The 25,584-nt window shown below is 74.1% G+C and carries 23 protein-coding genes and 1 pseudogene; 13 read left to right on the top strand and 11 right to left on the bottom strand.

Translation table 11 applies throughout. The features are described 5' to 3' along the window. The 6 genes from ACZ6TV_RS42940 to ACZ6TV_RS42915 all read right to left on the bottom strand — a co-directional run bounded on the left by ACZ6TV_RS42940 (position 1) and on the right by ACZ6TV_RS42915 (position 6,326). Positions 1–981 carry a radical SAM protein gene (locus ACZ6TV_RS42940; RefSeq protein ID WP_465305116.1) on the bottom strand — a complete coding sequence of 327 codons (981 nt, stop codon included), beginning with the start codon at positions 979–981 and terminating at the stop codon, positions 1–3. Between the two features lie 46 nt (positions 982–1,027). Further along, entirely contained in the window at positions 1,028–1,420 is a 393-nt protein-coding gene (locus ACZ6TV_RS42935; protein WP_465305114.1) for a hypothetical protein, read from the bottom strand. A 43-nt stretch (positions 1,421–1,463) separates the two neighbouring features. Then, positions 1,464–3,485 carry a hypothetical protein gene (locus ACZ6TV_RS42930; RefSeq protein ID WP_465305112.1) on the bottom strand — a complete coding sequence of 674 codons (2,022 nt, stop codon included), beginning with the start codon at positions 3,483–3,485 and terminating at the stop codon, positions 1,464–1,466. 4 nt (positions 3,486–3,489) lie between these two features. After that, complete coding sequence (locus ACZ6TV_RS42925; RefSeq protein WP_465305110.1) at positions 3,490–4,764, bottom strand: YqgE/AlgH family protein; 1,275 nt, start codon at positions 4,762–4,764, stop codon at positions 3,490–3,492. A gap of 75 nt (positions 4,765–4,839) precedes the next feature. Next, entirely contained in the window at positions 4,840–5,706 is an 867-nt protein-coding gene (locus ACZ6TV_RS42920) for an alpha/beta fold hydrolase (RefSeq protein WP_465305108.1), read from the bottom strand. A gap of 41 nt (positions 5,707–5,747) precedes the next feature. After that, positions 5,748–6,326, bottom strand: a complete 579-nt coding sequence (locus ACZ6TV_RS42915) for a TetR/AcrR family transcriptional regulator (protein WP_465305106.1) — start codon at positions 6,324–6,326, stop codon at positions 5,748–5,750. A gap of 124 nt (positions 6,327–6,450) precedes the next feature. On the opposite strand from ACZ6TV_RS42915, the gene ACZ6TV_RS42910 reads away from it, so the two are divergent. After that, positions 6,451–6,816, top strand: a complete 366-nt coding sequence (locus tag ACZ6TV_RS42910; protein WP_465305105.1) for a hypothetical protein — start codon at positions 6,451–6,453, stop codon at positions 6,814–6,816. 26 nt (positions 6,817–6,842) lie between these two features. Here ACZ6TV_RS42910 and ACZ6TV_RS42905 read toward each other — a convergent pair whose 3' ends face one another. Next, positions 6,843–7,799, bottom strand: a complete 957-nt coding sequence (locus ACZ6TV_RS42905; RefSeq protein WP_465305103.1) for a GntR family transcriptional regulator — start codon at positions 7,797–7,799, stop codon at positions 6,843–6,845. Positions 7,800–7,921: 122 nt separating this feature from the next. On the opposite strand from ACZ6TV_RS42905, the gene ACZ6TV_RS42900 reads away from it, so the two are divergent. After that, a complete protein-coding gene (locus ACZ6TV_RS42900; protein WP_465305101.1) occupies positions 7,922–9,115 on the top strand; it encodes an FAD-dependent monooxygenase in 1,194 nt (397 codons plus the stop codon). On the opposite strand, the gene ACZ6TV_RS42895 is transcribed toward ACZ6TV_RS42900, so the two are convergent. Together ACZ6TV_RS42895 and ACZ6TV_RS42890 are read right to left on the bottom strand one after the other, a co-directional pair. Continuing rightward, positions 9,112–9,978 carry a hypothetical protein gene (locus ACZ6TV_RS42895; protein ID WP_465305099.1) on the bottom strand — a complete coding sequence of 289 codons (867 nt, stop codon included), beginning with the start codon at positions 9,976–9,978 and terminating at the stop codon, positions 9,112–9,114. The genes ACZ6TV_RS42900 and ACZ6TV_RS42895 overlap by 4 nt on opposite strands. A gap of 87 nt (positions 9,979–10,065) precedes the next feature. Further along, positions 10,066–12,198 (bottom strand): hypothetical protein, encoded by a 2,133-nt coding sequence (locus tag ACZ6TV_RS42890; protein WP_465305097.1) that lies wholly within the window; start codon positions 12,196–12,198, stop codon positions 10,066–10,068. 157 nt (positions 12,199–12,355) lie between these two features. Here ACZ6TV_RS42890 and ACZ6TV_RS42885 point away from each other — a divergent pair, with 157 nt between their 5' ends. The 7 genes from ACZ6TV_RS42885 to ACZ6TV_RS42855 all read left to right on the top strand — a co-directional run bounded on the left by ACZ6TV_RS42885 (position 12,356) and on the right by ACZ6TV_RS42855 (position 20,210). Then, positions 12,356–13,639 (top strand): hypothetical protein, encoded by a 1,284-nt coding sequence (locus ACZ6TV_RS42885; RefSeq protein WP_465305095.1) that lies wholly within the window; start codon positions 12,356–12,358, stop codon positions 13,637–13,639. A gap of 111 nt (positions 13,640–13,750) precedes the next feature. After that, positions 13,751–14,941 (top strand): AAA family ATPase, encoded by a 1,191-nt coding sequence (locus ACZ6TV_RS42880; protein ID WP_465305093.1) that lies wholly within the window; start codon positions 13,751–13,753, stop codon positions 14,939–14,941. Beyond that, a complete protein-coding gene (locus ACZ6TV_RS42875) occupies positions 14,938–16,158 on the top strand; it encodes a vWA domain-containing protein (RefSeq protein ID WP_465305091.1) in 1,221 nt (406 codons plus the stop codon). Before ACZ6TV_RS42880 ends, ACZ6TV_RS42875 begins: the two co-directional genes overlap by 4 nt. Positions 16,159–16,256: 98 nt before the next feature. Then, positions 16,257–17,336 (top strand): GntR family transcriptional regulator, encoded by a 1,080-nt coding sequence (locus tag ACZ6TV_RS42870; protein WP_465305089.1) that lies wholly within the window; start codon positions 16,257–16,259, stop codon positions 17,334–17,336. Then, positions 17,333–18,337: a Gfo/Idh/MocA family protein gene (locus ACZ6TV_RS42865; RefSeq protein ID WP_465305087.1), complete on the top strand. Its 1,005-nt coding sequence runs from the start codon at positions 17,333–17,335 to the stop codon at positions 18,335–18,337. The genes ACZ6TV_RS42870 and ACZ6TV_RS42865 overlap by 4 nt, the downstream gene beginning before the upstream one ends. Beyond that, complete coding sequence (locus tag ACZ6TV_RS42860) at positions 18,334–18,939, top strand: GNAT family N-acetyltransferase (protein ID WP_465305085.1); 606 nt, start codon at positions 18,334–18,336, stop codon at positions 18,937–18,939. The genes ACZ6TV_RS42865 and ACZ6TV_RS42860 overlap by 4 nt, the downstream gene beginning before the upstream one ends. A 14-nt stretch (positions 18,940–18,953) precedes the next feature. Then, on the top strand, positions 18,954–20,210 hold the full coding sequence (locus ACZ6TV_RS42855; protein ID WP_465305083.1) for a carbohydrate-binding protein: 1,257 nt from the start codon (positions 18,954–18,956) through the stop codon (positions 20,208–20,210). Positions 20,211–20,215: 5 nt separating this feature from the next. Here the strand turns inward: ACZ6TV_RS42855 and ACZ6TV_RS42850 are convergent, their stop codons facing one another. Next, the gene (locus tag ACZ6TV_RS42850; protein ID WP_465305081.1) at positions 20,216–21,883 is read right to left on the bottom strand and encodes a hypothetical protein; all 1,668 of its coding nucleotides are present in this window, start codon (positions 21,881–21,883) and stop codon (positions 20,216–20,218) included. A gap of 141 nt (positions 21,884–22,024) precedes the next feature. Here ACZ6TV_RS42850 and ACZ6TV_RS42845 point away from each other — a divergent pair, with 141 nt between their 5' ends. After that, a complete protein-coding gene (locus tag ACZ6TV_RS42845; protein ID WP_465305079.1) occupies positions 22,025–23,176 on the top strand; it encodes an RICIN domain-containing protein in 1,152 nt (383 codons plus the stop codon). A 57-nt stretch (positions 23,177–23,233) separates the two neighbouring features. Here ACZ6TV_RS42845 and ACZ6TV_RS42840 read toward each other — a convergent pair whose 3' ends face one another. Beyond that, a complete protein-coding gene (locus ACZ6TV_RS42840) occupies positions 23,234–23,878 on the bottom strand; it encodes an RICIN domain-containing protein (RefSeq protein WP_465305077.1) in 645 nt (214 codons plus the stop codon). A 202-nt stretch (positions 23,879–24,080) separates the two neighbouring features. Here ACZ6TV_RS42840 and ACZ6TV_RS42835 point away from each other — a divergent pair, with 202 nt between their 5' ends. From ACZ6TV_RS42835 to ACZ6TV_RS42825, 3 genes and pseudogenes are all read left to right on the top strand, one after another. After that, positions 24,081–24,611, top strand: a complete 531-nt coding sequence (locus tag ACZ6TV_RS42835) for a COG4315 family predicted lipoprotein (RefSeq protein ID WP_465305075.1) — start codon at positions 24,081–24,083, stop codon at positions 24,609–24,611. A 228-nt stretch (positions 24,612–24,839) separates the two neighbouring features. Then, positions 24,840–25,388, top strand: a complete 549-nt coding sequence (locus tag ACZ6TV_RS42830; RefSeq protein WP_465305074.1) for a hypothetical protein — start codon at positions 24,840–24,842, stop codon at positions 25,386–25,388. Further along, positions 25,385–25,584 (top strand): annotated as a pseudogene (locus tag ACZ6TV_RS42825) (hypothetical protein); the annotation flags it as partial. The gene ACZ6TV_RS42830 and the pseudogene ACZ6TV_RS42825, both read left to right, overlap by 4 nt.

Raw genomic sequence — 25,584 nt, 5'->3', positions numbered from 1 at the left:
CTAGACGGCCAGCCGGTTGTAGATGCAGATCGGCCGGTGCCCGCCGTCCTCCTGCCGCAGCGGGCACCCGTGACAGCGCCCGGCGGTGCGGGCCAGCTCGGTGTCGCCGCCGCGGCGGATCAGCCGGCCGTCGTGCCACCGGTACGCGGCGAGGTCCTCGTCCTCCAGCAGCATCCCGCACGCGAAGACGGCGCCGCTGGGCAGGAACTGCAGGTTGGTGCGGTCACGGACGGCGCACACCCCGCGGTCCGCGCCGGGCACCGGGAAGTCGAAGGCGACCTGGCAGTCGACGGTGAACGACTGCCGGGCCGGGCGGTAGCCGGCGACCACGTCGAGCACCTCGCGCCGCCACACGCCGGCGGGCACGGACTGGTCGGCGGCGTGCTCGGCGCCCCGGCCGACGGGTGAGAACCAGTGCATGTTGAGCCGGCCGGCGCCGCTGGCCTCGGCGTACGCGAGCATCTGCGGCACCAGGGCGACGGTGTCCTTCAGGACGGTGCAGTTGAGGTCGAACGGCACCCCGGCGGCGCGCAGCTCGTCGACGGTCGCGACGGCGTCGGCGAACGCGCCGCGGCCGCGCAGCCGGTCGACGACGGCGGCGGACGGGGCGTCGAGGCTGACGGCGACCCGGCTGAGCGCCTCGTGCACGGCGGGCAGGGCGGCCCGGAAGTGCCGGCTGCCGTTGGTGACGGTCCGGACCCGGACCGGGGTGGCCGCGGTGTCCCGGACGATGGCCGTGAACTGCGGGTGCAGCGCCGGTTCGCCGCCCAGCACGGTGATCTCGGTGGCGGATCCGGCCGCCCACGCGGCGATCGCGGCGACCGTCGACGGCGGCATGTGCCGGGTGCGGTCGAAGTAGGCGTCGGGCAGGAAACAGTACGTGCAGCGCCGGTTGCAGCGCGACGTGATGTACAGGTCGATGCTCTCGAGCTTGAAGTCCGACGCCGAGAGCACACGGTCCGGGGCGGAAAGCCGGGTCACGCGGCGAATCATGCCACCGCCCCGCCCCCGTCCGTGGCCGAACCGGTCAGCGCGGCTTGAGCGAGTCGCGTTCGGCGAGCTCGAGCACCGCCCGGCGCTCGTCCTCGTCGCCGGTGCGGATCACGCTCGCCGGGCTGCGCAGGCCCAGGGCCGGGTGCAGGTCACGGGCCCAGGCGCGGGCGACGCTGCCGAGGTCGAACAGCCGCTGCACCTCCAGCACGCACCGCAGCCGGCGGCGGGTGGCGGGCTCGTGGACGGCGACCTCGGCGGACCAGCCCGCCAGGGGCGCGTCCAGGCCCGCGCCGAGCAGATAGGCCAGCAGGTCCGGACCCCAGACCTGCTCCGCGGTATCGAGCATGGCGAGGCCGGCGTGCTCGTCGAGGTCGGTGTGCTCGTCCAGGCTGGTGTGCTCGTCCAGGTCGGCGGGGGAAGCGCCCATGGTTTCGACGGTACCTCCGGGCGCGGTGCCGCGCATGGGCCGATCAGACCGACTCGTGCATGAGCAGCGCCGCCACCTCGCGGGCGATGACCCTGACCGTGCCGGCGCGCTGCCTCGGGTCGATCAGCGCGGCGCGGATCGTCTCCCACGAGTCGAGCAGCCGCCCGTCGAAGGACAGCGGCGGCCGGTTGCGCAGGTACCGGTGCAGCACGACCGCGTGCTGCACGATCCAGTGCAGGTAATGGTCCTCGCGGTCCCAGCTCTCCAGCCGCATCGCCTTGCGCAGGTGGTCCTCGACCTCGCGGTAGCTGCGGGCGCCGAGCATCCGCGCGTCCTGCCGGACGTTGGCCATGACCGGGTGGAAGAGGTGACCGACCGCGTCGGGGAACGTGTCGTGCCACTGGTCCCACATGACCGACTCGTCCTCGCCGCCGAGGGTCATGACGGCCTCGGGGCGGGTGTCGCGCAGCAGGTACTGCAGGTAGGCCCAGATCGCCGGGGTGCTCATCAGCCGCTCGGCGCGGGTGGTGCGGATCTGCGCGCCGACCAGGGCGTCGTCGAGGTCCAGGTCGCCGATGCCGGGGAACGCCTTCGCCGCGCGGGCGACGTCGAGGATCATCCGGTCGCCGCGGTAGTACTCCAGCTGCACCGCCCACGGGTGGGTCGGGCGGCGCAGCAGCTCCGGGTCCTGGAGGCGTTCGGCGACCCGGCCGGGCGAGCAGAACGACATGAGCGAGTCGACCTCGGGCGGCCGGGCGCCCTCGACGAGGGCGAACCAGCGCTCGACCTCGTCGGTGAACCTGGCCCGCCAGCTGCGGGTGTGCTGGTCGCCGGCGAGGTCGTCGAAGCACAGCACGACCCGGACGCCGCGCGCGGACAGGGCCGCCGCGACGGTCGCCTGCACGGCGTAGATGAGGGTCGGCTGGCGCAGCCGTACCGGCCAGAACACCAGGTCGAGCGGGGTGTCGGGGGTGTCGTCGAAGCGCCGCCAGCGGAACTCGTAGTCGAGCTGGCGCAGCAGCTCCACCGCCGACGGCCGCGCGCCGAGGACGGCCTCGAGGGTGGGCAGGTGGACCCGGTGCAGCGCGGTGCCCGCGGGCGCGACGCCGGGCGGTGCGGGTGCGGCGGGTGCGGCGGCCGGTGGGGGTGAGGGCGGCAGGGTGGCGAGGCCGCGGCGTACCGCCGGGAACAGCCGGTCCACGTCGACGCCGGTGTAGATCAGGGCGGCACCGGCGGGGGACGCGTCGTCGTCGTGCCTGGCCCACAGGACGTCGGCCTGCTCGTGCACCGCCCGGGTGAGCGCGTCGTTGCGGCCCGGCGGGTAGCCGGCGACGCAGATCGTGTCGCCGCGCAGGGCCTCGGCGAGCGCGGCGGTGACGACCGGGTCGTCGGCGCGCAGCGGCTCGGGGTCGTGCAGCAGCGCGCGTTCGTCGGATTCGGACGTCGGCCGCCAGTACCCGTGCAGATGCAGGACGTCGATGCCGTCGGCCGGACCGAGCGGGCCGGCGAAGGTGCCGTCGCGGTTGAGGGTCAGCGCCCGTGCGGTGCCACCGGCGCGGCGGACCGCGATCTCGATGAGCGGGTCGAAGTTGGTGGTGACGACCCGGCGCTGGAACCGGTCCGGCAGCCCGGCGAGCAGCTCACCGACGGCGATCACGCCCGGCGGCAGGGTCCACGCGTCGCGGTCGTCCTCCAGCTGTACCCCGCGGTGGTAGCCGACCCGCTCCCAGGAGGGGGTGGCGGCGCGCGCGGGCCGGTACGCCTCCAGGGCGGCGCGCTGCACGACGATGTCGAACTCGACCGGCGACAGCCACTCGGTGAACGCGCGCCGGTAGGCGGCGTAGAGGGCCGCGTCGCGGCGGGTGGCGCGCAGCCCGGCGAGGGCGGCCTGCAGGTCGGTGTTCTGCAGGGTCTGCCCGACGAACTCGTCGGCGAGGTCGACCATCCGGTCCACGCCGGGCACGACCCGGGCGGTGAGCCCCGACCCGAGGACGAGCGTGATGTCCCGCCCCTTGCGGATCGTGGTGACCAGCCGGTTCACGAGGCTCTGCTCGGTGCCTGTCATCGCCTCACCTCGCGTGCTGCGGGTCGTCGAGCCAGGTGACGAGGTCGGTGTCGGCGTCGGTGAGGTCGCCGGCGGCCAGCTCGGCCTCCAGCTGCTGCGGGCGCCAGCCGAGGTAGCCGACGAACAGGTACGCCGCGTCGACGACGGTCTCCGCCAGGACCGGATGCGCGTCCTGCGGCACGACGACGAGCCCGCCGCCGACGACCCGCCACCCGTCCGGGGCGCTGAACCCGGGCCGCAGCACGCCGAGCAGCAGGATGACGTCGCGGACCGGGCCGCCGTCGAGGACCGCGTGGACGTGCAGCGACCCGGCGAGCTGGTCGCCGAGCACGTGCGCGGGGGAGCGGGTCGCGGGCCGGTCCAGGCGCACGCCGATGGCGCCCTCGATCGGCGAGTGGGCGAGGATCGCCACGTCCCCGGCGAGCTCGGGGTCGACGGCGCCCGGCGCCCCGCGCAGGACCCGCCCGACGAGGGAGCTGTCGGGCCGCGGCGGCTGAGGCCGGGGCGGCTGCGGGGGCGCGGCGGTCGGCAGCGGCGCGGCGGCGTTGTGCACGATGGGGATGTGGTCGCCGCCGTTGCGGGCGCGCAGCTCCGGGATGGGGCGGCCGCGGGCCCGCTGCACCCGCCGGATCTCCTCGTGCAGGGTGCCCAGGTCCAGCAGCGCCGGCCCGCCCTCGACGCCGTCGCGGAGCAGGTCGACGAGCACGCCGGTGAACGCGGTGAGCGGCTCGTCCGGCGGCGCGAGCGCGATCCGGTTGCCGGACGCGGCGACGAGCACGCAGCTGCGGTCGATCTCGACCTGGGTGGCGAGCGCCGCGTCGTCGCCGGCGCCGAGGCCGGGGATGGCCCGCCCGGCGTAGCAGCAGTCGAGGATGACGACCCGGTGCGCGCTGCGGCTGCCCTGCACGAGGCGGCGCACCCAGTCGAACGGCACGGCGCTGGAATACGCCGAGTCGGGCATGGTCTGCCCGACCGCGAGGTGCAGCACGCCGGTGTCGGGGTCGATGACGCCGTGCCCGGCGAAATAGAGCAGCAGCAGGCCGGACACGTCGACCTCGGCGGCGGCGCGGCGCATGACGGCGTGCACGTCGCGCGGGGTCTCGGGGTTGTGCACGACCCGGCACGCGTCGGGGTCGAGCCCCCAGCGGTCCGGGTCGATCAGCACGTCCCGCAGCGCGGTGAGGTTGTTGGTGACGGCGGGGATGGCCGGGAAGTTGTCGTAGGTGCTGGAGCCGACGAGCACCACACGCGACCGGCGCGCGTCGGAGAGGTGCGTCAAGACCCGGAACCGTCCCTTTTCATAGACCCTCGTCGTCGGCACCGAGGGTATATGAGCCGCACCACTGCGTGCGCGTCAGGTGCTCGCGCTGATGAACTCCACCACCTCGGCGACCACGGCGGGCTCGCGCAGCAGCCGGCGGTGCCCGAGGCCGGTGGTGACGTGCAGCCGCGCCGACGGCCACGCCTCGGCGATCGCGATGCCGTTGCCGACGGGGATCGACCGGTCCTCGCGGTCGTGCACGATCAGCGTCGGCGGCATCCTTACGGCGCCGCCGATCGCAGGGACGTCGAAGTGGTGCAGCGGCGCCCCGACGCGGCGCTCGACCCGCCGGGTGAGCCTGGTCAGGGTCCGCTCGCCGAAGCCGAGGACGTCGGCGAAGTGCCGGGCGTAGGACGCCATCGACGCCATCGGGGCGATCATGGCGAGCCGGTCGGTCCGGAGTCCGTCGCACAGCGCCACGGCGGCGGCGACCGAGCCGAGGGAGTGCGCGACGATGCTCTCCGCGGGACCGTGCTCGGCGACGACGGCGTTCAGCGCGTCGGCGAACTCGGGGATGGACGAGGAGTGCGGGCCGAACGCGCCGGGTGCGGACGCGCCGTGGCTGGGCGCGTCGAACGCGATCACCCGGTAGCCGCGCTCGACGAGCCCGGGGACGAACGGCTCCAGCTGCCCGCGGTGCCCGGCCCAGCCGTGCAGCAGGTAGACGTTGGGCCCGTCGCCCGAGGTGGCGCCGGCGATGCCGCCGAGCACGAAGGGCTCCCCGGTCGTCGTGCTCGGCGCGGCCCTGGTCGGAAGCCGGAACCAGATCCGCTCCGCCCACCGGGCACCGAGGGCGGGCGCGGCGTGGTCGAGGAACCGGAACGCGAGCCGGAGCGGCTGCGGGGCTCGAAAAAACCGATCGTTCGTGCTTTTTTGTACCGACACTGCGGCAGCGGTCATCGGGGGACTCTCCTCAGGAGCGGCGGGTCGGGAGCAGTGAGTCAGGAGCAGTGGGCGAACAGGGCGTCGAGGGCGGCCCGGGCGTGCGCCTCGGCCCGCTCGTCCTCGAGCAGGTGGAACGCCTGATGGAAGGCGAGAAGGATGCCGTCGTAGTCGAACGCGGCCCGGTCGGGATCCAGGTCCGCGCGGAACGCCCCGTCGGCGATCCCGGCGCGGAACATGGTGGAGATCATCTCCAGCATGTCGCGCTCACCCCGGACGACCTCCTCGCGCACGACGCCGGGCTGGTGGTGGAACTCGGCGGCGGCGGTGACGAACAGGCACCCGCCGGGCGCCGCCTCCCACCGCAGCCACCCGTCGAAGAGCACCCGCAGCCGCGGCTCACCGCGCGGCGCGCCCAGCGCGGGCCGCACCACCCGGTCGACGAACCGCGCCCGGGCGTGCTGCAGCACCTGCACCTGCAGCGACTCCTTCGACTTGAAGTGACCGAAGAGCCCGCTCTTGGACAGCGACGTGCGCTCGGCGAGAGTGCCGATGGTCAGCCCGCCGAGCCCGACGGCCCGCGCGACACTGGCGGCCTCGTCGAGCACCGCGAGCCTGGTCTCCTCGCCCTTACCCACCCGACAAGAAAAGCACGACCGTTCGTCTCCACGCAAGCCCATTGCCGTCCGGCGGGACAATGGCATCCGGATCAGGGATGACGCCGCGCGGCTGGGCGTGACGATCACGACGAGCGGAGGCTGGATGGACATGGACGCGACGCTCTTCCCGCAGCGGCGGGCCGACGGCAGTTTCGCGGTCGCCATCCGGTACGCAGTGCCGGACGGCGACGCGACCACCGCGATCCAGGACGGCGTGTCGGCCTGGATCGCGGTGAAGGCAGACCGCGACCGGCTCGACGCGGCAACCGAGTTCGCGACCCCGCCGGCCGTCGAACCGGCCGGCCAGGGCGTGGTCCAGGTCGTGCTGGAGTGCCGGCCGACCGCGGTCTTGTGGAAGGGCCTGATGGTGGAGCTGCACCAGCTCCTGAGCGCTGACCCCCGCCTGCGGTTCCTGGGCTTCTGGGACCTGGTGGCGGGGGTGCCCCACCCCGCGTCGGCGCGCCCGTAGCGGCGCGCCTCGCCGGCGGGGATCCGTCAGGTGGGCCTTGCCGGCGGCCGCCCGGTGCCGCGCGGTGCGGCGTCCGCGCCGGCGATGAAGACCGTCAGCCCGTCGAGGAGCCGGTCCAGGCCGAAGACGAACAACCGGTCCAGGTCGAAGTCGAAGTCGCCGACCTCGACCAGCCGCTGGAAGATCGGCGCGTCCGGCGGGAGCTCGGCGCCGCCGAAGCCCTGGTCCATCCACTCGGCGCCGGTGATCCCGGTCTCCCGCTCGGCGTCCGCCTCGAGCTCGAGGGTGGTGGCGAGGCCGCGGACGTAGGCGAACAGCAGCAGGTGGACGTGCATCCGGTCGGCCATCCGCAGCGGGGTGCCCTCGACGGCATCGAACGAGGCGAGCACCCACTCGGTGAACCTGAGGCCGTGCAGCGTCGGCTGCGGCCGGGTCAGCGACATCGTCGGCGCCAGCCACGGGTGCCTGCGGAACAGCCGCCACAGCAGGACGGCGGCCGCTTCGAGCCGCGGTCGCCAGCCGGCCGCCGGCACGGTGGGCAGCGGCGCGCCCGCGAACGCCGCGTCGATCATGTACAGCACGAGGTGGTCCTTGCTCGCGACGTGCCGGTACAGCGCCATCGTGGCGGCGCCGAGCTCGGCGGCGACCCGGCGCATCGACACCTCGGCGAAGCCCTCCCGGTCGGCGATGCCGATCGCCGTGGCGACGATCCGGGCGCGGGTCAGCTCGGGCGCCCTGGACGGCGGTGCGCCGGACGGCGGGTGGGCGCGGGCGGCGACGACGGTGCCGATGCCGGGCCGGACGGTCGTCAGCCCCTCCTGCCGCAGGACGGCGAGGGCCTTGGTCGCGGTGGCGATCGCGACACCCCAGTCGCGGGTGATCTGCCGGGCGGACGGCACCAGGTCGCCGGGCGCCAGCTCGCCGCCGTCGATGCGCTCCCGGATGTCCGCCGCGACCTTTCGATACGGGGGCTGGTCGGTCACGCTACTAGTACACCAGACGGTCGAGGCCCTGCAAAGTGGCAGGTGTACTAGTAGCGATTGCCTTACTTCGAGCGCTGCCGCTAGCTTCGGCGTACGCAGTACACACGACGAAGGAGCGACGGATGCGCGTGCTCATCTCCGGGGCGGGGATCGCCGGCCCGGCCCTCGCGTTCTGGCTGCACCGGCACGGGATCGACGCGACCGTCGTCGAGCTGGCCGCCGGGCCGCGCCCCGGCGGGCAGGCCGTCGACGTCCGGGGCGCCGCGAAGGACGTCGTGCGCCGGATGGGACTCATGGACCGGATCAAGGCCGAGCGCATCGACGAGCGCGGCATCGCCACCGTCGACGCGAAGGGCCGGCGGACCTCCGAGATGCCCGCCGACGCGTTCGACGGGGAGGGGTTCGTCGCGGAGGTCGAGATCTCGCGCGGCGACCTGACGCGGCTGCTGCACGAGGCGACCCGCGACGACGTCGAATACCGCTTCGGCGACCGGATCACCGCGCTGCACCAGGAGCCCGGCGGCGTCACGGCCGAGTTCGCCGGCGGGACGGCCGGGCACTACGACCTCGTCGTCGGGGCGGACGGCGTGCACTCGGGGGTGCGTGCGCTCGCCTTCGGCCCGGAGGCGGCCTATATACGGCCGATCGGCGGCTACATCTCGTACTTCAGCGTCCCCGACCCGGGCGACCTGGAGCACTGGTACCTGATGTACAACGCGCCCGGTGGTCTCGCCGCGGGCATCCGGCCGGAGCGGGGCGGTGTCGCGAAGGCGTACCTGAGCTTCCTGTCCGGCGAGGTGGGCCTCGAACGGCTCCCGGTCGGCGAGCAGCAGCGGCTGGTGGCCGAGCGGCTGTCCGGGGCGGGCTGGCGGGTGCCGGCGCTGCTCGCCGCGATGCCGGCCGCGCCGGACTTCGTCTTCGACTCCCTCAGCCAGGTGCGCGTCGAGCGCTGGACCCGCGGGCACGTGGTCCTGCTCGGCGACGCGGGCTACTGCGGCTCACCCCTCGCGGGCCTCGGCACCAGCATGGCGCTCGTCGGCGCCTACGTCCTGGCCGGTGAGCTGGCCTCGGGCGGCGTCCGGGCCGGGTGCGCCGCGTATCAGGAGCGGCTGCAGCGCTACGTGGACGCCGGCACCGAACTGCCGCCGGGCGGGATCCGCGGGTACGCGCCGGACTCCGCGACGATGATCCGGCTGCGCGCCCTGTCGATGCGGATGATGACCCGCTGGCCGGTGAAGCAGCTGCTCGCCGGCCAGTTCGCGAAGGCCGGCGCGTTCGACCTGCCGGACTACACCCCGGCGCTGCGGGTCCGCTAACCGTTGCGGTGGTGCTTCTTCACGAACGTGTACCCGGGCGGCAGCGGGGCGTCGTCGAGCTCCTCGTGCTCCACGGTCTGCTGGTGCAGGCTCAGCTGCCGCTCCGAGGGCTGCGCGCCGGGCGGGAGCCGGCGCAGGAAGCCGTTGACCCAGTGCTCGCGGCGGTCGCTGCCCTCGCCGGGCGGCCCGTCGGGGACCGAGCCGGGCTCGACCAGCGGCGCGTACAGCAGCATCTGCGCGGGCTCGTCGCCGCCGACCGCGGGGTAGGACGGGTGGCCGGTGGCGTCGACGCTGCCCTCGACCCGGGTGACGTACCCTTCGCGGAGCAGCTGGTCGACGGCGTTGCGCAGCAGGAACGCGCCGCGGTTGCCCTTGCCCAGCCCGCTGCGCTTGGCCAGGTCCGCCTCGGCGAACACGGCGCTGCCGTCGGGCAGGACGTTGCCTGAGTGCCGGATCGTGTACAGGACCTTCGACCAGTTCGCGGCGCCCGGCCGGTGCTCGCGGGTGACGACCTTCGGGTCGTAGTCGTGGAAGTAGGTGACGCCGTCGACCCGCATCGGCTCGGGCAGCGGCGCGGTGCGCACCACCACCTCGTCCTTCGCCGCCCGCCAGATGACGGTGACGAGCACCCCGGCGTGCACGTCCTGCGGCCACTCGATGCCGGTGAACCGCCAGCCGATCTCCTGCTCCAGCGTCGCGGCGAACACCTGCCGGGTGGCGGTGACCCCGTGCACCTTGTGCTCCAGCGCGACCGGGACACTCGACAGCCGGCGCAGCGCCTCGACGCACTCGTCGGGCACGTCGCACCCGCCGCCGTCCAGGTCAGCCCGCCGCAACGCCGTCCGTCGCGTCACCGTCCGCATGTTCGCCTCCAATGCCTGCGAACATACCCCGGCCGCGGGGGCGGCGGGCGCAGTGTTGCCCGCCGCCCGTCAGGCGGTGCGTGGTGCTCAGGCAGGCAGGTACGCGATCTGCGGCACCCACAGGGTGGTGTCGTAGCCGGTGTTGCCCCACTTGTTGACGTGGAAGTAGAGCCATTGGCCCTTGTCGACCGAGACGTCGATCGGTGCGAATGGCAGCGCGGTGCCGGGCGAGACGAACTCGTAGCCGGACAACGAGATGGTCTCCGGCCAGACCCTGGTGGTCGACGCCCCGGACGTCTTGCGGATGCTGACCCCCACGCCGTCGGCGCCGGGGCCGGTGCTGGTGCGGATGGCGCCGCCGCCCGCCGTGACGCGCACCGTGCCCGTCCGCGGTGCCTGCCAGGCGCGGACCGCGTCGTTGTAGTTGCCCGGGTGCATGCCGTAGGAGTCGACGAGCAGGAACTGCTCCGCGCCGTGCCAGCGCTTGTCCTGGTCGTTCCATTGCATGTTGCCGTACGGGAAGCCGGGCGAGGAGTACGTCAGGTACTGCAGCCCGTTCTCGTTCTGCTTGCTGGTGTAGTCGGTGCCGAGGCTGACGGCGGAGCGGTCGAAGCCGGCCGCGTGCAGCGTCACCTTCTGCCGGTACAGCCAGCGGAACTCCTTGCTGATGTCCGTGGTCTGCTCGTTGCGGGGCCACACGAAGTAGTAGCCGAAGTAGACGTAGAACTCCCGGCCGACGATGCCGTTGTCGGAGCCGTCGATGTTGACGATCGTCTCGTACGGCGACAGCACCTGCTTGTTGGTCGCGTCGCTGTTGAGCATCCAGTGCGGCACCTCGAAGTGTGCCGGGTCGTCGCCGAAGGCCAGGAACACGCCCTGCCCGGCACCTTCGCTGCTGCCGGTGAGCACGTACTTGTCGAGGTAGGTGCTGTAGGCGGCGTCGCCGTGCGTGCCGTAGTCGTTGGTCTCGCCGGCCTGGACGACGTTGCCGGCCGGGCCGTTCAGGCCGGGCGAGGTGAAGTTGCCCGCACCGTCGATCTTCTTCCACTCACTCACGGTGCCGTTGCGGGCGGCCGCCAGGACCTCGTCGACCGGTGCCCGGGCCGCGGACGGCACGCCGGGCTCGGTGAAGTAGACGTAGAAGTAGCCGTCCTTCTCGACGAACGGCATGCCGCCGATGTTGCCGGCGTTGCCGTTGGGCTGCTTGACCTCGGCGGCGATCGTCTTGCCCAGCAGCGTGAAGTGCTCGCCGTCGTCGGTGGAGTAGGCCAGGCCGCCGGCCCACCAGCCGGCCGTGGCCGGGTTGGCGTTCTCGATGTGGCAGAACGCGAGCAGGTGACCCTCGGACGTGCGGTAGATGTTCTCGATCCACCAGGTGCCGTCGAGGCCGTGCGGGTTGCGGAACCGGTTGGCGACCGGCTCGTGGTAGACCGGGGTCTGCGCGGGGTGCCGCAGGTCGCCGCGCCACTTCTGCGCCCGCCCGCCGGAGGAGTGGTAGAAGTCGAACTCGGTGCCGTGCGGCAGCACGGAGACGCTGCCGTCCAGCGCGTCGTCGATCCCGACGTGCCCGAACGCGGCCGGGTCCATCACCAGCTCGGCCTGGTCGAGGGTGAACCGCGGCTGGTAGTCGTAGCTGATCCGCGGGAACCAGGCCGTGCTGTCGTTGTACGTCGTGTCGTTCTTGTTGACGTGGAACAGCAGCTGGTCGCCGGCCGCGACGGTGACCTGGAAGATGTGCTGCGCCATGAATCCGGTCCGCACCACCTGGAAGTCGTCGGACGGCCAGACCTTGGTGAGCGCGCCCTCGTGCCGCAGGCGGACGAACGCGTGGATGCCGTCGATGCTCGCGTTGGCCGGGTCGCCGTAGTCGCGGCTGTCGATGGTGCCGCGCACGGTGACCGTGCCGCCGCGCGGAGCCGTCCAGCCGATCACGGCGTCGTTGACGTCAGGATGCATCCCGTCGCGGGCGATGATGCAGAACTGGCAGTCGCCGCGCCACCGGTGCTCCTGCGCCCGCCACTCCATCTCGCTGTAGGCGGAGCCGTTCCACTGCAGGTAGGACCATTCGTTGGTGTGCTTGGTCTCGGCGAAGCCGAGCGCGTACTGATAGTCGTCGGCGACCGGCTCGGCGACCGCGACGGCCGGGACCGGCCGGAACATCTGCAGAAGCAGCACCGCGCCCAGGGCGAACGCGAGCGTGCGGAACCGTTTGGTCAACATGAGCCCCCCGTGGCTGCTGAAGACGGAATGCGTGCAACGTACTGAAGCCCGTCGAAGCCTGCAACCCCGTCCCGACGCGGTGCGGATGTTGTATGCTCGCGCCGATGACTACCTCTCGTCGTAGATTGGGGGTCCCATCCGCGCAAGGTGAGTGCTGATGCATTCTCCTGACGCGAGTGGGGACACCCGCCGCAGTTTCTGGCAGCGCGTGCGCGAGTTCGCCGTGCCGCACACAATGATCGAGTCCGCGACCGCCCGCCGGCACGCCGGTGACTGGGCCGGGGCGTGCGCCGCCGCGCGGGTCGACGTCGATCTCGACCTCAAGGCGGTCGCCCGGGGCGGTGGCGCGGAGCTCGCCGCGCGGATCCGGGCCGACCTGCGACATCTCGCCCCCGACCTGCTGCGCTGGCACATGCCGCGGATCGCCCCCGACGGGTTGCTGCGGCCCGGGCTGACCGTGCCGCTCGCGCGGTACGGCGGCACGCACCTCGTCGCCCGGACGCCGCCGGCGTGGGCGGCCGCCGGGCAGCGGATCAGCCTCGCGTTGTGGGACGGTTCGCTGCGCGTACGACATCCGCATCCACACCCGGACCAGCGGTTCCGGCTCGACCTGCACCGCCACCTCTGGGACGCGCGCAGGGCCGGTGAGCTGCGGGTCCGGGCGGGACGCGGCGGCCGGCACCCGGCGGTGCCACCGGGGCTCGGGTGCGCCACCGACCGGTGGGCGGCCGAGGCCGCGATCCTGCTGGACGGCGGGGACGGCGCCGTGACCGTGCGGCTCGGCGCCCGCCGCCGCGTCGTCGTCCGCGCCGGGCACGGTGCGGCGCCGAGCGTCACGCCGATCCGCGGGCGGGGCGGCGGTGCGGGGCCGGTGCTGCCGGACGCGGCGACGTGGGTGCTGCCCGACCTGGAGCTGCTGGGTGCGGGGCTGATCGGCGCGGACCGGTTGCACCCGTTGGTCGCCGCGGCGTTGGTACCGCGGCAGCCACCGGACACCGCGCGCCGGCCGGACGATCCCGGCGCGCCACGGATCGTCGACTGTCGTGGCGCCCGGCACCGGATCGGGCTCGTGGGCGGCGTGCTGGTCGCGTTCGACCACGATCCTGCCGAGGTGCGCCGGGAGGAGCTTCTGGCCGCCCTCGGCGGGACGCCGTTGCCGTGCCTGCAGGCGATCGACGACGCGCACCGCCGGCCGGAGTGCCTCCTCGACGTGCGGGCCCGGCTCGAGCACGGCGACGCCGAAGGTGCCCTCAGGGCGGTCGAAGGGCTGCTCGGCGCCGACGCGCTGCTCCGCCACGGCGCGCTGCGCGAAGCGCTGGAGGACGCGGCGCGGCGGAAGGTCGCGCACGGACTGTTCCGCGCCGGACTGGCCGGAACGGGCCCGGCGCCGGCCCGCCAGGACCGCCGGGCCCGCCGGACCCGCCGCGAAGCCACTCGCTGACCCCCCCGTCGCGCCGCCGCATGCGGTGACCGGGACCGCCGCTTGCCGAATCCCGTCGCGCCGCCGTATGCGGTGCGCCGGAACGACCTCCCACACGAAAGGTGATGACCCATGTCTTTGTTCGCTGACCAGCTCGACGTCGCAGCCGAACTTCTCGCGCTGCTGCACGACACCGACACCGAGCCGCGCCCCGACACGCAGCTGGAGGCGCTGACCCTCGCCGTCGCCGCGGACCTGCCCGTCCTGCTGTGGGGCGAGCCCGGCATCGGCAAGACCGCCGCCCTGACCCAGCTCGCCGAGGAGCTCGACCTGCCGCTGACCACCGTCATCGCCAGCGTCCACGAGCCGTCGGACTTCTCCGGGCTGCCCGTCGTCGGCGACGACCCCGCGGCGCAGGGCGTCCCGATGGCCCCGCCGGACTGGGCGGTGCGCCTCGTCAAGGCCGGGCGCGGCCTGCTGTTCCTCGACGAGCTGTCCACCGCCCCGCCCGCGGTCCAGGCGGCGTTGCTGCGGCTGGTCCTGGAGCGGCGGGTCGGCGCGTTGCGGCTGCCGCCGGGCGTGCGGATCGTCGCCGCCGCCAACCCCCGGTCCTCGGCCGCCGACGGCTGGGAGCTCAGCGCGCCCCTGGCCAACCGGTTCGTGCACCTGCAATGGGTGCACGACCACGACGTCGTCGTCCGCGGGCTCGGCGGCACCTGGCCCCGCGCGTCGCTGCCGCGCCTGGACCCGAAGCGGCTCGGCGCCGCGGTCGCGTTCGCCCGGCGGGCCGTGTGCGGGCTGCTCACCGCCCGCCCGCGCCTGGTGCACCAGCTGCCCGGCAGCGAGGCGCGCCGCGGCGGCCCGTGGCCCTCGCCGAGAAGCTGGGACATGGCGCTGCGGCTGACAGCGTTCGCCACCGCTGCCGGTACGTCCCGGGACGTGCTCTCCATGCTGGTGCGCGGCACCGTCGGCGACGGCCCGGGCCTGGAGCTCCTGGCCGGCCTGGACCGGCTCGACCTGCCGGATCCCGAGACGCTGCTGGCGGACCCGGCGGCCGCGACCCTGCCGGAGCGGGGCGACCTGCGCCAGGCCGTCCTCGACGGCGTCGTCGAGGCGGTCCGCCAGCGCCCCGACAAGGCCCGGTGGGACGCCGCGTGGGCGATCCTGGCCCTGGCGGTCGACACCGGCGCCCCGGACCTCGTCGTCGTGCCGGCGGCGACGCTCGCCGCGCAGCGCCGCGTCGACTGGGACGTGCCCGACCTGATCGAGCGGCTCGCCGGCGCGGTGGCCATCTCGCAGCGCGCCGACCGGGTGGCCGCATGACCCTGGACCTGGACAAGCTGTACACCGCGCGGCTGCACGCGGCGAAGGTCCGGCCGTACCTGGCGACGGCGCTGTTCGCCCTGCACGTCGTCGAGTCGCGGCGGGTGCCGACGATGGCCGTCGACCGGCAGTGGCGCTGTTACGCGTCGCCGGCGTTCGTCGACATGACCCCCGTCGAGGAGCTCGCCGGGGTGTGGGTCCACGAGGTCTCCCACCTGCTGCGCGACCACCACGGCCGCAGCGACCGGGTGGCGGCCGAACGCGACCTGCACGGGCCGGGCGAGCGGCTGCGGATGAACATCGCCGCCGACTGCGAGATCAACGACGACATCTACGGCGACGGCCTCGCCCGCCCCGAAGGCGCGATCGCCGCCGGGGACCTGGGCCTCGGCGACGGGCAGCTGATGGAGGACTACCTGCGGCGGTTCCGGCTCGGCGCGCACACCGCCGGCATGGTGTGGCTGGACTGCGGCAGCGGCGCCGACGGCCTCGAACGCGAGTGGGAGCTGGGCGAGGGCGGGGACTGCGCCCGCGGGCTGCGCGGCCACGAGCTGGACGCGGTCCGGTTCCGGGTCGCGGAGGCGATCAAGGCGCGGCCCGGCGAGGTCCCGAGGGGCTGGCGGCGCTGGGCGGAGGAGGCGTTCCACCCGCCGCAGGCGTGGCGGGACCTGCTCGGCGCCGCGGTCCGCTCCGCCGCGAGCGCCGCCGGGGCGGACGACTACACGTACGGGCGGCCGGCGCGGCGCTCCGCGGGTCTGCCCGGGGTGGTGCTGCCGAGCCTGCGCCGCCACCCGCCGCAGGTCAGCGTCGTCATCGACACCTCGGGGTCGGTCAGCGACGCCGAGCTGGGCGGCGCGCTGCTGGAGGTGGCCGCGATCGGCCGGGCCGTCGGTGGCCGCCGCGACCTGGTGCGGGTGCTGTCGTGCGACGCGGCGGCCGGGGTCGCGTACCCGCTGTGCCAGGCCGAGGGGATCCCGCTGATCGGTGGTGGCGGGACGGACCTGCGCGCCGGTTTCGAGCGGGCGCTGCGCACGACGCCGCCCCCGGACGTCGTCGTGGTCCTGACCGACGGGCAGACGCCGTGGCCTACCGTCCGGCCGCGGTGCCGCACGGTGGTCGGGCTGTTCGCCAGGGAGGGCGGCTGGGACGAGGAGGACCCGGACTACATCCCGGAGCCGCCGCCCGACTGGGCGAAGGTCGTCCACCTCAAGGAATGAATTCATGCCATCGAAGTTGATGCATTGACGCCGCCCATGAGAGCGGGCATCATTCCGGCATGGCGGTACACCCGGAGAGCGAGTCATTCCATAGAGGAATGAAAACCGAGGCGGTGGCGGAGCGGCTGCGGCGCTGGATCGCCGACAGCGGCCAGCCCGTCGGCGCCAGGCTGCCGACCGAGCCGGAGCTCGTGTCCCGCTACGGCGTCGGGCTCAACACCGTGCGGCGCGCCGTCGGCCTGCTGGTCGCCGAGGGCGTCGTCGTGCGGCGGCAGGGCTCGGGCACCTACGTCGCGACCGTGACCACCGGCTCCCGCCGGACCGTCGGCGTGGTCGTGCCCTCGACGTCGTACTACTACCCGAAGGTCGTCGAGGGCATCGAACGCGCGCTGACCGCCGCCCACGTCGGTGTCATGCTCGCCGGCTCCGAGAACCGCCCCGACCTCGAACGCTCCCAGATCCGGCGGCTGCTCGACAGTGGCGTCGAAGGGCTGATCCTCGTGCCCAACCTGCACGTCGCCGACGACCCGCAGGCGCACGTCGACGCGCTGCGGGCGCTGCCGGTGCCGTACGTGCTCGTCGAGCGGCGGCCCCCGGCGCCGGACCCGGACGACCCGGTGTCGTTCGTGACCACCCATCACCTCGGCGGCGTGCACACGGCGGTCCGGCACCTGGTCAGCCTCGGCCACACCCGCATCGGGTTCCTCGGCCGGATCCGCACCGGCACGTCCGCGGTCGTCACCGAAGGCTTCGACCGGGCCGCCGCCGCGCTCGGCGCCGCGGCGGTGCCCGAGGCCCGGGTGCTGCACGAGGAGTGGACGCCCGAGCAGATCGCGCAGTACGCCAGGACCTGTCACGCGCACCGGGTCACCGCCGTCTTCTGCCACGGCGACCGCGACGCGGTGGCCCTGGTGACCGCGGCCCGCCGGCTCGGGCTGCGGGTGCCGCAGGACCTGGCGCTCGTCGCGTACGACGACGACGTCGCGGAGCTCGCCGACCCTCCGCTGACGGCGGTCGCCCCGCCCAGGGCCGAGCTCGGCGCGCTCGCGGCCGGGCTGCTGCTGCGGCTCATCGACGACCCCACCACGCCGGCGCACCGCATCGAGCTGCAGCCCAGGCTCACGGTCCGCGGCTCGTGCGGCACCCCGCGCCGCGCCCGCGCCGGGGCCCGGACGTGAGCGACTTCCGGCTCGGCGTCATCGGCACCGGGATCGTCGCGAAGCTGCACCTGGAGGCGGCGCGGGCGGTGCCCGGCGTGCGGGTGACCGCGGTCTGCGACATCCAGGAGGACGCCGCCCGGCGGGCCGCCGCCGGGGCGGGCGCGGTGCCCTACACCGATCACCGCCGGATGCTGACCCGCGAGCCCCTCGACGGCGTGGTCATCACCGCGCCGCACGCCCTGCACGCGGGCATGACCCTCGACGCCGCGGCCGCCGGGGTCCACGTCCTCGTCGAGAAGCCGATGGCCACGGCGGTCGCCGACTGCACCGCGATGCTCGAGGCCTGCGCGGCCGCCGGGGTCGTCCTCGCCGTCGGGCACGTCGTGCGGCACGACCCGGCCGCGCGCCGCGTCGGGCGGCTCCTGCGCGCGGGGGAGCTCGGCGACGTCCTGGCCGTCCACCACCATCGCACCGCCCACTACCGGCGCGGGTCCCGGCCCGCGTGGTTCTTCGACCCGGTGGCGGCCGGCGGCGGCATCGTGATGAACGTCGGGATCCACGGCCTGGACCGCATCCAGTGGACCGGCGCCGGCACCGCCGGGACGGCCGCCGCGCACGTGTGGCACCGCGACGGCCTCGCCGTGGAGACCGACGCGATGGGGACGGTCACGCTGTCCAGCGGTGTGCGGGCCGGGTTCCTCCTCACGAGCGCCGGCGGCCGCTTCCACGACGAGACCACCGTCGTGTGCGAACGCGGCACGCTGCGCTGGTCGGCGACCGACGGCACCTGGGTGAGCCGCGACGGTGCCGCCGAGACGCGCCTCACCGCACCCGGCGACGGCCCGGGGGCGGCGTTCGCCGCGCAGCTCGGGGACTTCGTCGCCGCGTGCCGCGACCGGCGCCCGCCCGAGACCGGCGGCGACTACGGCCGCTCGGTCGTCGCGACGGTCCTGGCCGTCTACGCCTCCGCCGCCTCCGGCGGCAGCCCGCAACCGGTCGGCGTCATGAGCCGGCCATGACCCCCGGCGGAACACGCGGCGTGGTCGGGCGGGACGCGTGGGTGCGGCCGTGCCGCCGGGCCGACATCGCGGCCGTGTACCGGATCTGCGCGACGACCGACGCGACCGGCCGCGGCCTCCCGCCCGGGCCCGGACCCCCGGAGCTGCCCGGGCACCTCTACGCCGGGCCGTACCTGGCCGCCGACCCGGACCTGACGTTCGTCGTCGAGGACGGCGCCGGCGTCGGCGGCTACATCAGCGCGACCGCCGACACGGTGCGCTTCAACGCGTGGCTGGAGTCGCACTGGTGGCCCAGGCTGCGCCGGCGCTATCCACAACCGGACCACCCGTTCCACGCCGGGCCGGGCCCGCACCGGCCGTGGTTCGACACCCATCCCGCGCACCTGCACATCAAGGTCGCGGACCGGCTGCAGGGTCAGGGCTGCGGCCGGCGGCTCATCGGCACCGTCCTCGCGACGCTCCACCGCCGTGGCGTCGCGGGTGTGCACCTGGGCGTGGCGGGGGCGAACACGCGGGCCGTCGCCTTCTACACCGCGCTCGGCTTCACCGAGGCGTACCGCCACGCCTGGGGAAGCACCCTCATCCGCGACGTCACACCTTGACCGAGGAGTGAACCATGCGAATGCTCCGAATCGCGCTCGTCACCTGCCTGCTGCTGGCGCTCGGCATCGCCCCGCCGGCCGCCGCGGCGAGCGGCAGCCTGCGGTACAACACCTTCGAACGCCCCGAGCGGGGCAGCGCCTACACGTTGGGCGCCTGGGCCCAGGACGGCTGGACGGCGCCGTGGGAGCTCGGCATGAGCACCCGCACCTGGATCGACGGCTACAACTTCAGCCACTCCGGCGGGCAGTCGCTGCGGGTCTTCTACCCGAAGGGGAAGATCGGCCCGGAGGACTCCGGCGCGCAGGCGCCGCTGCAGCTCACCAAGGGCCGCGAATACTTCATGTCCTACTGGGTCCGCTTCAGCAGCGACTTCAGCTGGGGCACCACCGAATTCGCCGGGAAGGTCGGCCTCGGGCTCGCCGGTGGCGGCGCCTGCTCCGGCGGGCAGGTCTGCGACGGGCGCAACGGCTTCAGCTCCCGCATGATCTGGCGGTCCGGCGGGAAGGCCGCGATCTACTACTACCACATGGGCCACGCCGGTCAGTACGGCGACTTCGTCGACCTGACCCGCCCTGACGGCTCGCTCATCTACTACCCGCGCGGTCAATGGGTGAACCTGGTCCAGCGGCTGCGGGTCAACACGGTCACCGCCGGCGCCGCCAACGCCGACGGTGAGATCGACATCTGGTACAACGGCGTCCAGGCGGCCGCGATCCGCGGGCTGCGCTTCGTCACCAACACCGACCAGGTCGACAAGGCGTACTTCTCGTCGTTCGCCGGCGGTGCCACCGCGTCGTTCGCCCCCGCCAACGACTCCTGGATCTGGTACGACGACCTGAAGGTCTCCACGGCCCGCACCGACATCTGCGAGCTCAGCGGCGGCTGCCACGCCCGCAGCTTCCAGGCCGAGGCGTACACGCAGATGAGCGGCGTCACGAACGTCGCCACCACCGACACCGGCGGCGGACAGGCGACCCGGTTCGACACGGGCGACTGGATCGCGTTCGGCAACGTCAGCGTCCCCAAGGCGGCGCGTTACCTCGTCGAGTACCGCGTCGCGACGCCGAACAGCAACACCCGGCTGTCGCTGGACATCAACGCCGGCGCCACCCCGCTCGGCGAGGTGACGCTGCCGAACACCGGCGGCGCCACGCAGTGGCGGACCGTGTCACGGGAGGTGCAGGTGCCCGCCGGCACCCACCAGTTCGGGCTCTACGCCTCCGCCGGGGGCTTCGACGTGAACTGGTGGAAGCTGACGCAGCTCGCCTGACAGGCTCAGGTCGTCGCGTACACGCGCAGGGTGACCTCGTCGCTCAGGTGCGTCTCGCCGTTGACGGTCAGCGCCGCCCGCACGACCCACACCGTGGGCGGGGTGGCCTGGCCGTTGTCGGTGACCGTGACGCGGGCGTGGTTGCCCCGCGCGTGGAACGCGACCGGCCCGAGCACCGTCTCCGTCCGCACCGTCCACTGCAGAGCGTCGGCGAGCCGGCCCTCGTCGAACCCGGCCGGGACCGCCACCGACAGCGGCAGCGTGAACGGCTGGATCGAGTAGCACGCCCCGCCGAACGTCTGCCCCGGGCACCCGGGTGCCCTCACCACCAGCGGCAGCACCTCGCGCAGCCGGTCCGCGGCGGGGACGAGCGGCGCGCCGGCACCCGGCGCGGAGGCGGCCGGCGAGGCGGACGGTGCCGTCGACGGTTTCGCGTGTCCGGATGCGGCAGGTGTACGGCCGGCGCCCACCGACCCGGACACCGCCGCGGCGGGCGGTGACAACGCCGGTGCCGGTGCGGCCGCGGCCGCCGCGGTCGTGGCCGGCGGGCCCGCGAGGCCGCCGGGCGACCCGGTCCGCACGCCGAGGATCCCCGCGGTGGCGGCGGTCAGGAGCAGGACGGCGATGACGGCGAGCAGCACCGGCGGCCGCCGCAGCCACGGCACCCGGGCCACGGGAACGGCGGGTGTCGTGCGGTAGACGGCGGCCACCGGGACGTGCCCCGGGGGCGCCTGATCCACGATCGCCAGCTCCACGGTGACGTCGGTCGCCGCGGTGCCCTCGACGGCCGGGACGGCGCCACGTTCCCAGGGCTCCGGGTCCGTCGCCGGGACGTCGTCCGAGCGGACGGGTCCCCGCTCGTCGCCGTCCCGGTCCGCGGGCACGGCGGCATCGGTCTCGTCCGGAGCCGGGGCGCCGGCCGGATCGGCGGGCACCGCGACGGCGGTCTCGTCCAGAGGCGGTGTGCCGGTCGGGTCCGCGGGTGTCACGGCCTCGCCCGGAGCGGGCGCGCCGGTCGGGTCCGCGGGTGTCACGGTCGCGGTTTCGTCCGGAGCCGGGGTGCCGGTCAGATCCGCGGGCGGTGCCGGCATCGGGAATGCGCCCAGCACGGTGACGGCGGACGGGCGCGCTTCCCGGGCCTCGGCGCACGCGGCGCAGGCGGGCAGGTGCGCCGCCACGGCCTTGCGGACGGCGGGACGCAGCCGCTTCGACCCGGCGATGATCCCCGCCAGCTCCGGGCAGCCCTCGCCGGACCGGGCCGCCGCGCCGGCGGTGAACAGGGCGACGTCCAGGTAACCGCCGGGTTCCACCAGCCGGTCGACCGCCTTCCGGGTGACGTCGGCCTTCTTGCCGAGCGCGGCCGCGACCACGCTGAGGTCGACCTGCCGGTGGCGGGGGCGCTGGGCGTACTCCGGCAGCACCAGGGCGAGCAGCGCCCAGTGCTGCTCCTCCAGCAGCGGCCGCGCGGCGTAGAGCGCGTCCGGTGCCGGTCCCGCCGGCCGGCCCCGCAGCTCCTCCTTGACCGCGGCCCTCGCCGCCGCGAACACCGCCGCCGGCCCGCCCGCGGTCGCCGCGTCGGTGGTCGCCGCCGCGGTGGCGGTGCGGGCGACCGCCTCGTCGCCGCACGCGAGGACGACGCAGTAGCGGTACACGTCGGCGTGCTGCAGCTGCATCGACTGCCTCCTTCGCGTGGGTCCGCGGGCTCAACGATCGGGACTCGTCGCAGGTCGCGGCATCGAAACCTTTGCGAAACCTCTATGGGTTCTGTCACGCCGTCGCCGATGCTGGCGGTCACCCGATCGGAGGTTGTCCATATGCACCGAGCACGGCCCAGACGGACCCGGCTGTCGATGATCCTGGCGGCGCTGAGCGTGCTGCTGGGGTTCACCGGCGCGGCGGCGATGCCGGCCGCGCAGGCCGCCGCCGCCCCGGCGGTCACGCTCCGCTTCCTGATGATCATCAAGCCGGTGTCGCAGGTGCCCGGCCTGAACGCCACGCTCAACCAGGCCCAGATCGACGCGGCCCGCACCGCGTTCCTGTCCACGTTCCCGCGGATGGTCGAGGACATGACCGGCGGCGTCGTCGACCTGAACACGTCCGTGGCCGTGTCGTCCCGCCCGCTGACGTCGATCGGCTACCAGGGGCTGATGGTCGAGCCCGGCAACGTGCCCGACGACGTCGCGCAGTACGTCCACCCGCAGGAATGGGACGGCGTCTTCGTCTACAACGCGTTCCGCCCGCACGCGTACTTCTCCAGCGGCTCGCCCGGCCCGTACAACACCGGGTGGACCAGCATCAACGCCCGTGACGACCTGGGCTACAACCAGGACGCCGTGGCGGGGTGGGTGCACGAGATGCTGCACCAGCTCGGCGAGCAGTTCTACTTCCAGCAGCTGCGCGTGCCCGGTGAGGTCGCCGTGCACGACGGCGGCGCCTACGGGTACAACCAGAACAGCGGCGGCCTGCCGTTCTGGCTCGGCTGGTACCGCGACTACCTCAACGGCACCATCCAGGGCAACCTCGGCCTGGGCCTGAAGGCGTGGAGCCGGGGCAACCGGCGGGGCGTCAACGACACCCCGGCCGGTCAGATGATCGTCGGCGCGGGCTCGAACCGCTGCGTCGACGTGTCCGGCGGCCGCGCCGACGACGGCACGAAGATCCAGCTGTGGGACTGCCACGGCGGGCCCGAGGTCCGCTGGCGCTGGCAGGGCGGCACGCTGGTCAACAGCAGGACCGGCAAGTGCCTCGACGTGGCCGGCGGCCGCACCGCCGCGGGCACGAAGGTGCAGCTGTGGGGCTGCCTGAACAACGGCGCGCAGCAGTGGCAGCTCGTCAACGGCAACCTGCGCAACCCGCAGTCCGGCAAGTGCCTCGACGCCGACAACTGGGGCACCGCCAACGGCACCCAGCTCATCATCTGGGACTGCGGCACCGCGCAGTCCAACCAGACCTGGCGTTTCCAGTAGCAGGGACGGCGAAAGGCCCGGCCCCCGCCAGGGACCGGGCCTTTCTACTGTGGACGGTCACGCGCCGCCGACGCCGACCTCACGCGGGCCGACCCGGAAGAGCTGGGTGTTGGTGAGCCGGTTGCGCTCACGGGTCTGCTCGCGGCTCTCGTTCGGGACCCGCTTGAAGAACCCGCGCTGCACCACCGTGCCGTTCGTCTCGACGGTCATCTCCAGGCCGCTGCCCACGTTCTGCACGAAGCCGGGGATCGCGTTGTTCAGGAACACCCACGCCTGGCTCGGCGTGCCGTCGCACGGGCGCAGCTCCAGCGCCGCGCCCGCCTGCTGCGAGTCGCCGGTGACGTCGATGCACAGCGGCCGGCCGCCCGGCTGCAGGCTGGGCTGGAAGGCGTAGGACGTCGCGCCCCGGATCACCTTGCCGTTGGCGTCGATGACCTTCGGGAACAGCTTCGTCCACACCTGCGAGTCAGGCGTCTGCCCGGCCTTGCCGACGCGCGGCCTCGACACGATCCGGGAGCCTGCCCTGGCGCCGTCCGGCTGCAGCACGTCCGCGGTCTGGAAGGGCTCGATGACCTGGCTCTTCACCGGCGGCAGGACGTCCTCCGCGGCGGCCGGCGCGGCGTTGAGGCCGGCGAGGAGCCCGGAGGCGAGGGCCGCGCCGCCGATGAGGGTGACGGTCCGGCGGAAGGTGTTGGTACGCATGGTGTCTGCTCGCTTTCTGGCGAATGGGAAAGGGCGGTTCGCGACCAGACACGGCCCGCGTCGGCCGCCCGGTTCACCGGCGATGTGGTGCTGGCACGAGTTGAGGAGTCATGTCGGCTAGCTGACCGCGGCCGGTCAAACCGGTCCTCGGGATGCCGCGTGTGTACGGGCAACGCACCGAACCCACCCGAGGAGAATTCCAGTGAGAGCCGTTACCGCCGCACTCGTGTTCGCCGTCGCGCTCGGCGGCCTGGCCGCATGCGGGTCGGACGCGCCGCCCGCCGCGAACCCGCCGGCCGTCGCACCGTCCGATGTGGACCTGACCGATGGCCCGGCGGTGGCGGTACCGACGCCGAAGCCCGAACCGATCGCGCTGACCGCGGGCAGGGCCGAGGTCGCCGGCGCCGACGCCGCCGTCGTGCGCTTCAAGGACCGCGTCGTCTACCGCTTCGAGGCCGACGAGAACAGGCCGCCGAAGGTGAACTGCGCCGGCGACTGCCTCGTGATCTGGCCGCCGCTGCTCACCGACGGCAGCCCGGTCAAGCTCACCGGCGTCGACCAGGCTCTCGTCGGCACCGTCCGGCGCGCCGACGGCCTCATCCAGGTCACGCTCGACGGCTGGCCGTTGTACCTCTACAAGCAGGACGATTCGCCCGCCGACACCAAGGGCGAGGGCGTCGGCGGCAACTGGAGCGTCGTGCGCCCCGACGGCAAGCCCGTGGTGAAGAAGTAGGGCGCGGCACCCGGGCCGCCGTCACGACGCGCGTCGCGGCACCGCGGACGGGGCCAGGGAGACGATCGGGACGTGGCCGCCGGCCCGCGGTGTCGTCGGCGGCGCGGGTCCCGGCGAATTCCCGGGGGATTTCGGTCGACTCGGTGCGGGCGGGTTTGCCGCCCGACATCCGGGTAGGGCCGCCCAAAGGGCGCAACCACCCCGCGACAGCGCCCGGAGGGTCGCATCATGAAACGAGCACTGCAGATGACGCTGGCCATCATGGTCGGCTACGTACTGGGCCGGCGCCGCCAGCTGCGCACGGCGATGCTGCTCGGCGCCGCCGCCGCGGCCGGGCGCTACGGCGGCAACCCGACCGAACTGCTGGCTCGCGGACGGAAGCTCGTCGGCGGTTCGCCGGTCCTCGGCGAGCTGTCCGGACTTGCCCGCCCGCTCGTCGACGCCGGCCGGGCGGCCGCCCGCACCGCCGTGTCGCAGCGCATCGACTCCGTCAGTGACCGGCTCCGGGACCGCAGCGAGACGCTGCGCTCGGGTGGCCGGCGCGGCCGCCGCGACGAGGAGGAGGACCGCGGCCGGGACGAGGACTACGACGCCGACTACGAGGACGAGGACCTTGAGGAGCCGGAGGAGCCCGAGGAGGCGCCGCCACCCCCTGCGGCCCGCCGCCGGTCCCGCGCGCGGCAGACGCGTGAGGAGAGCGCCGACGACGAGGACACCGACGAGGAGCCCGAGGCCGAGCCGCCGGTCCGCCGCCGGCGCCCAGCGGGGCGACGATGAACGCCAAAGCGGGCGCCGCACCCGGCGGCGGGATCGGCGCCCACCTGTCCCGGCTGCTGGTGCAGGAGTCACGGAACTTCGCCTCCGCGCTGGGCCGCCGCGCCGTGACGGCCGTGCAGGACCGGGTCGGCGACGTCACCGACCGGCTCACCAACTTCGCCGAGCAGAGCGACAACCCGTCGCTGGTGGCCGCGGC

The sequence above is a fragment of the Dactylosporangium sp. NPDC051087 genome (assembly GCF_055586325.1).
This window is presented reverse-complemented; position numbering and strand designations above follow the sequence as displayed.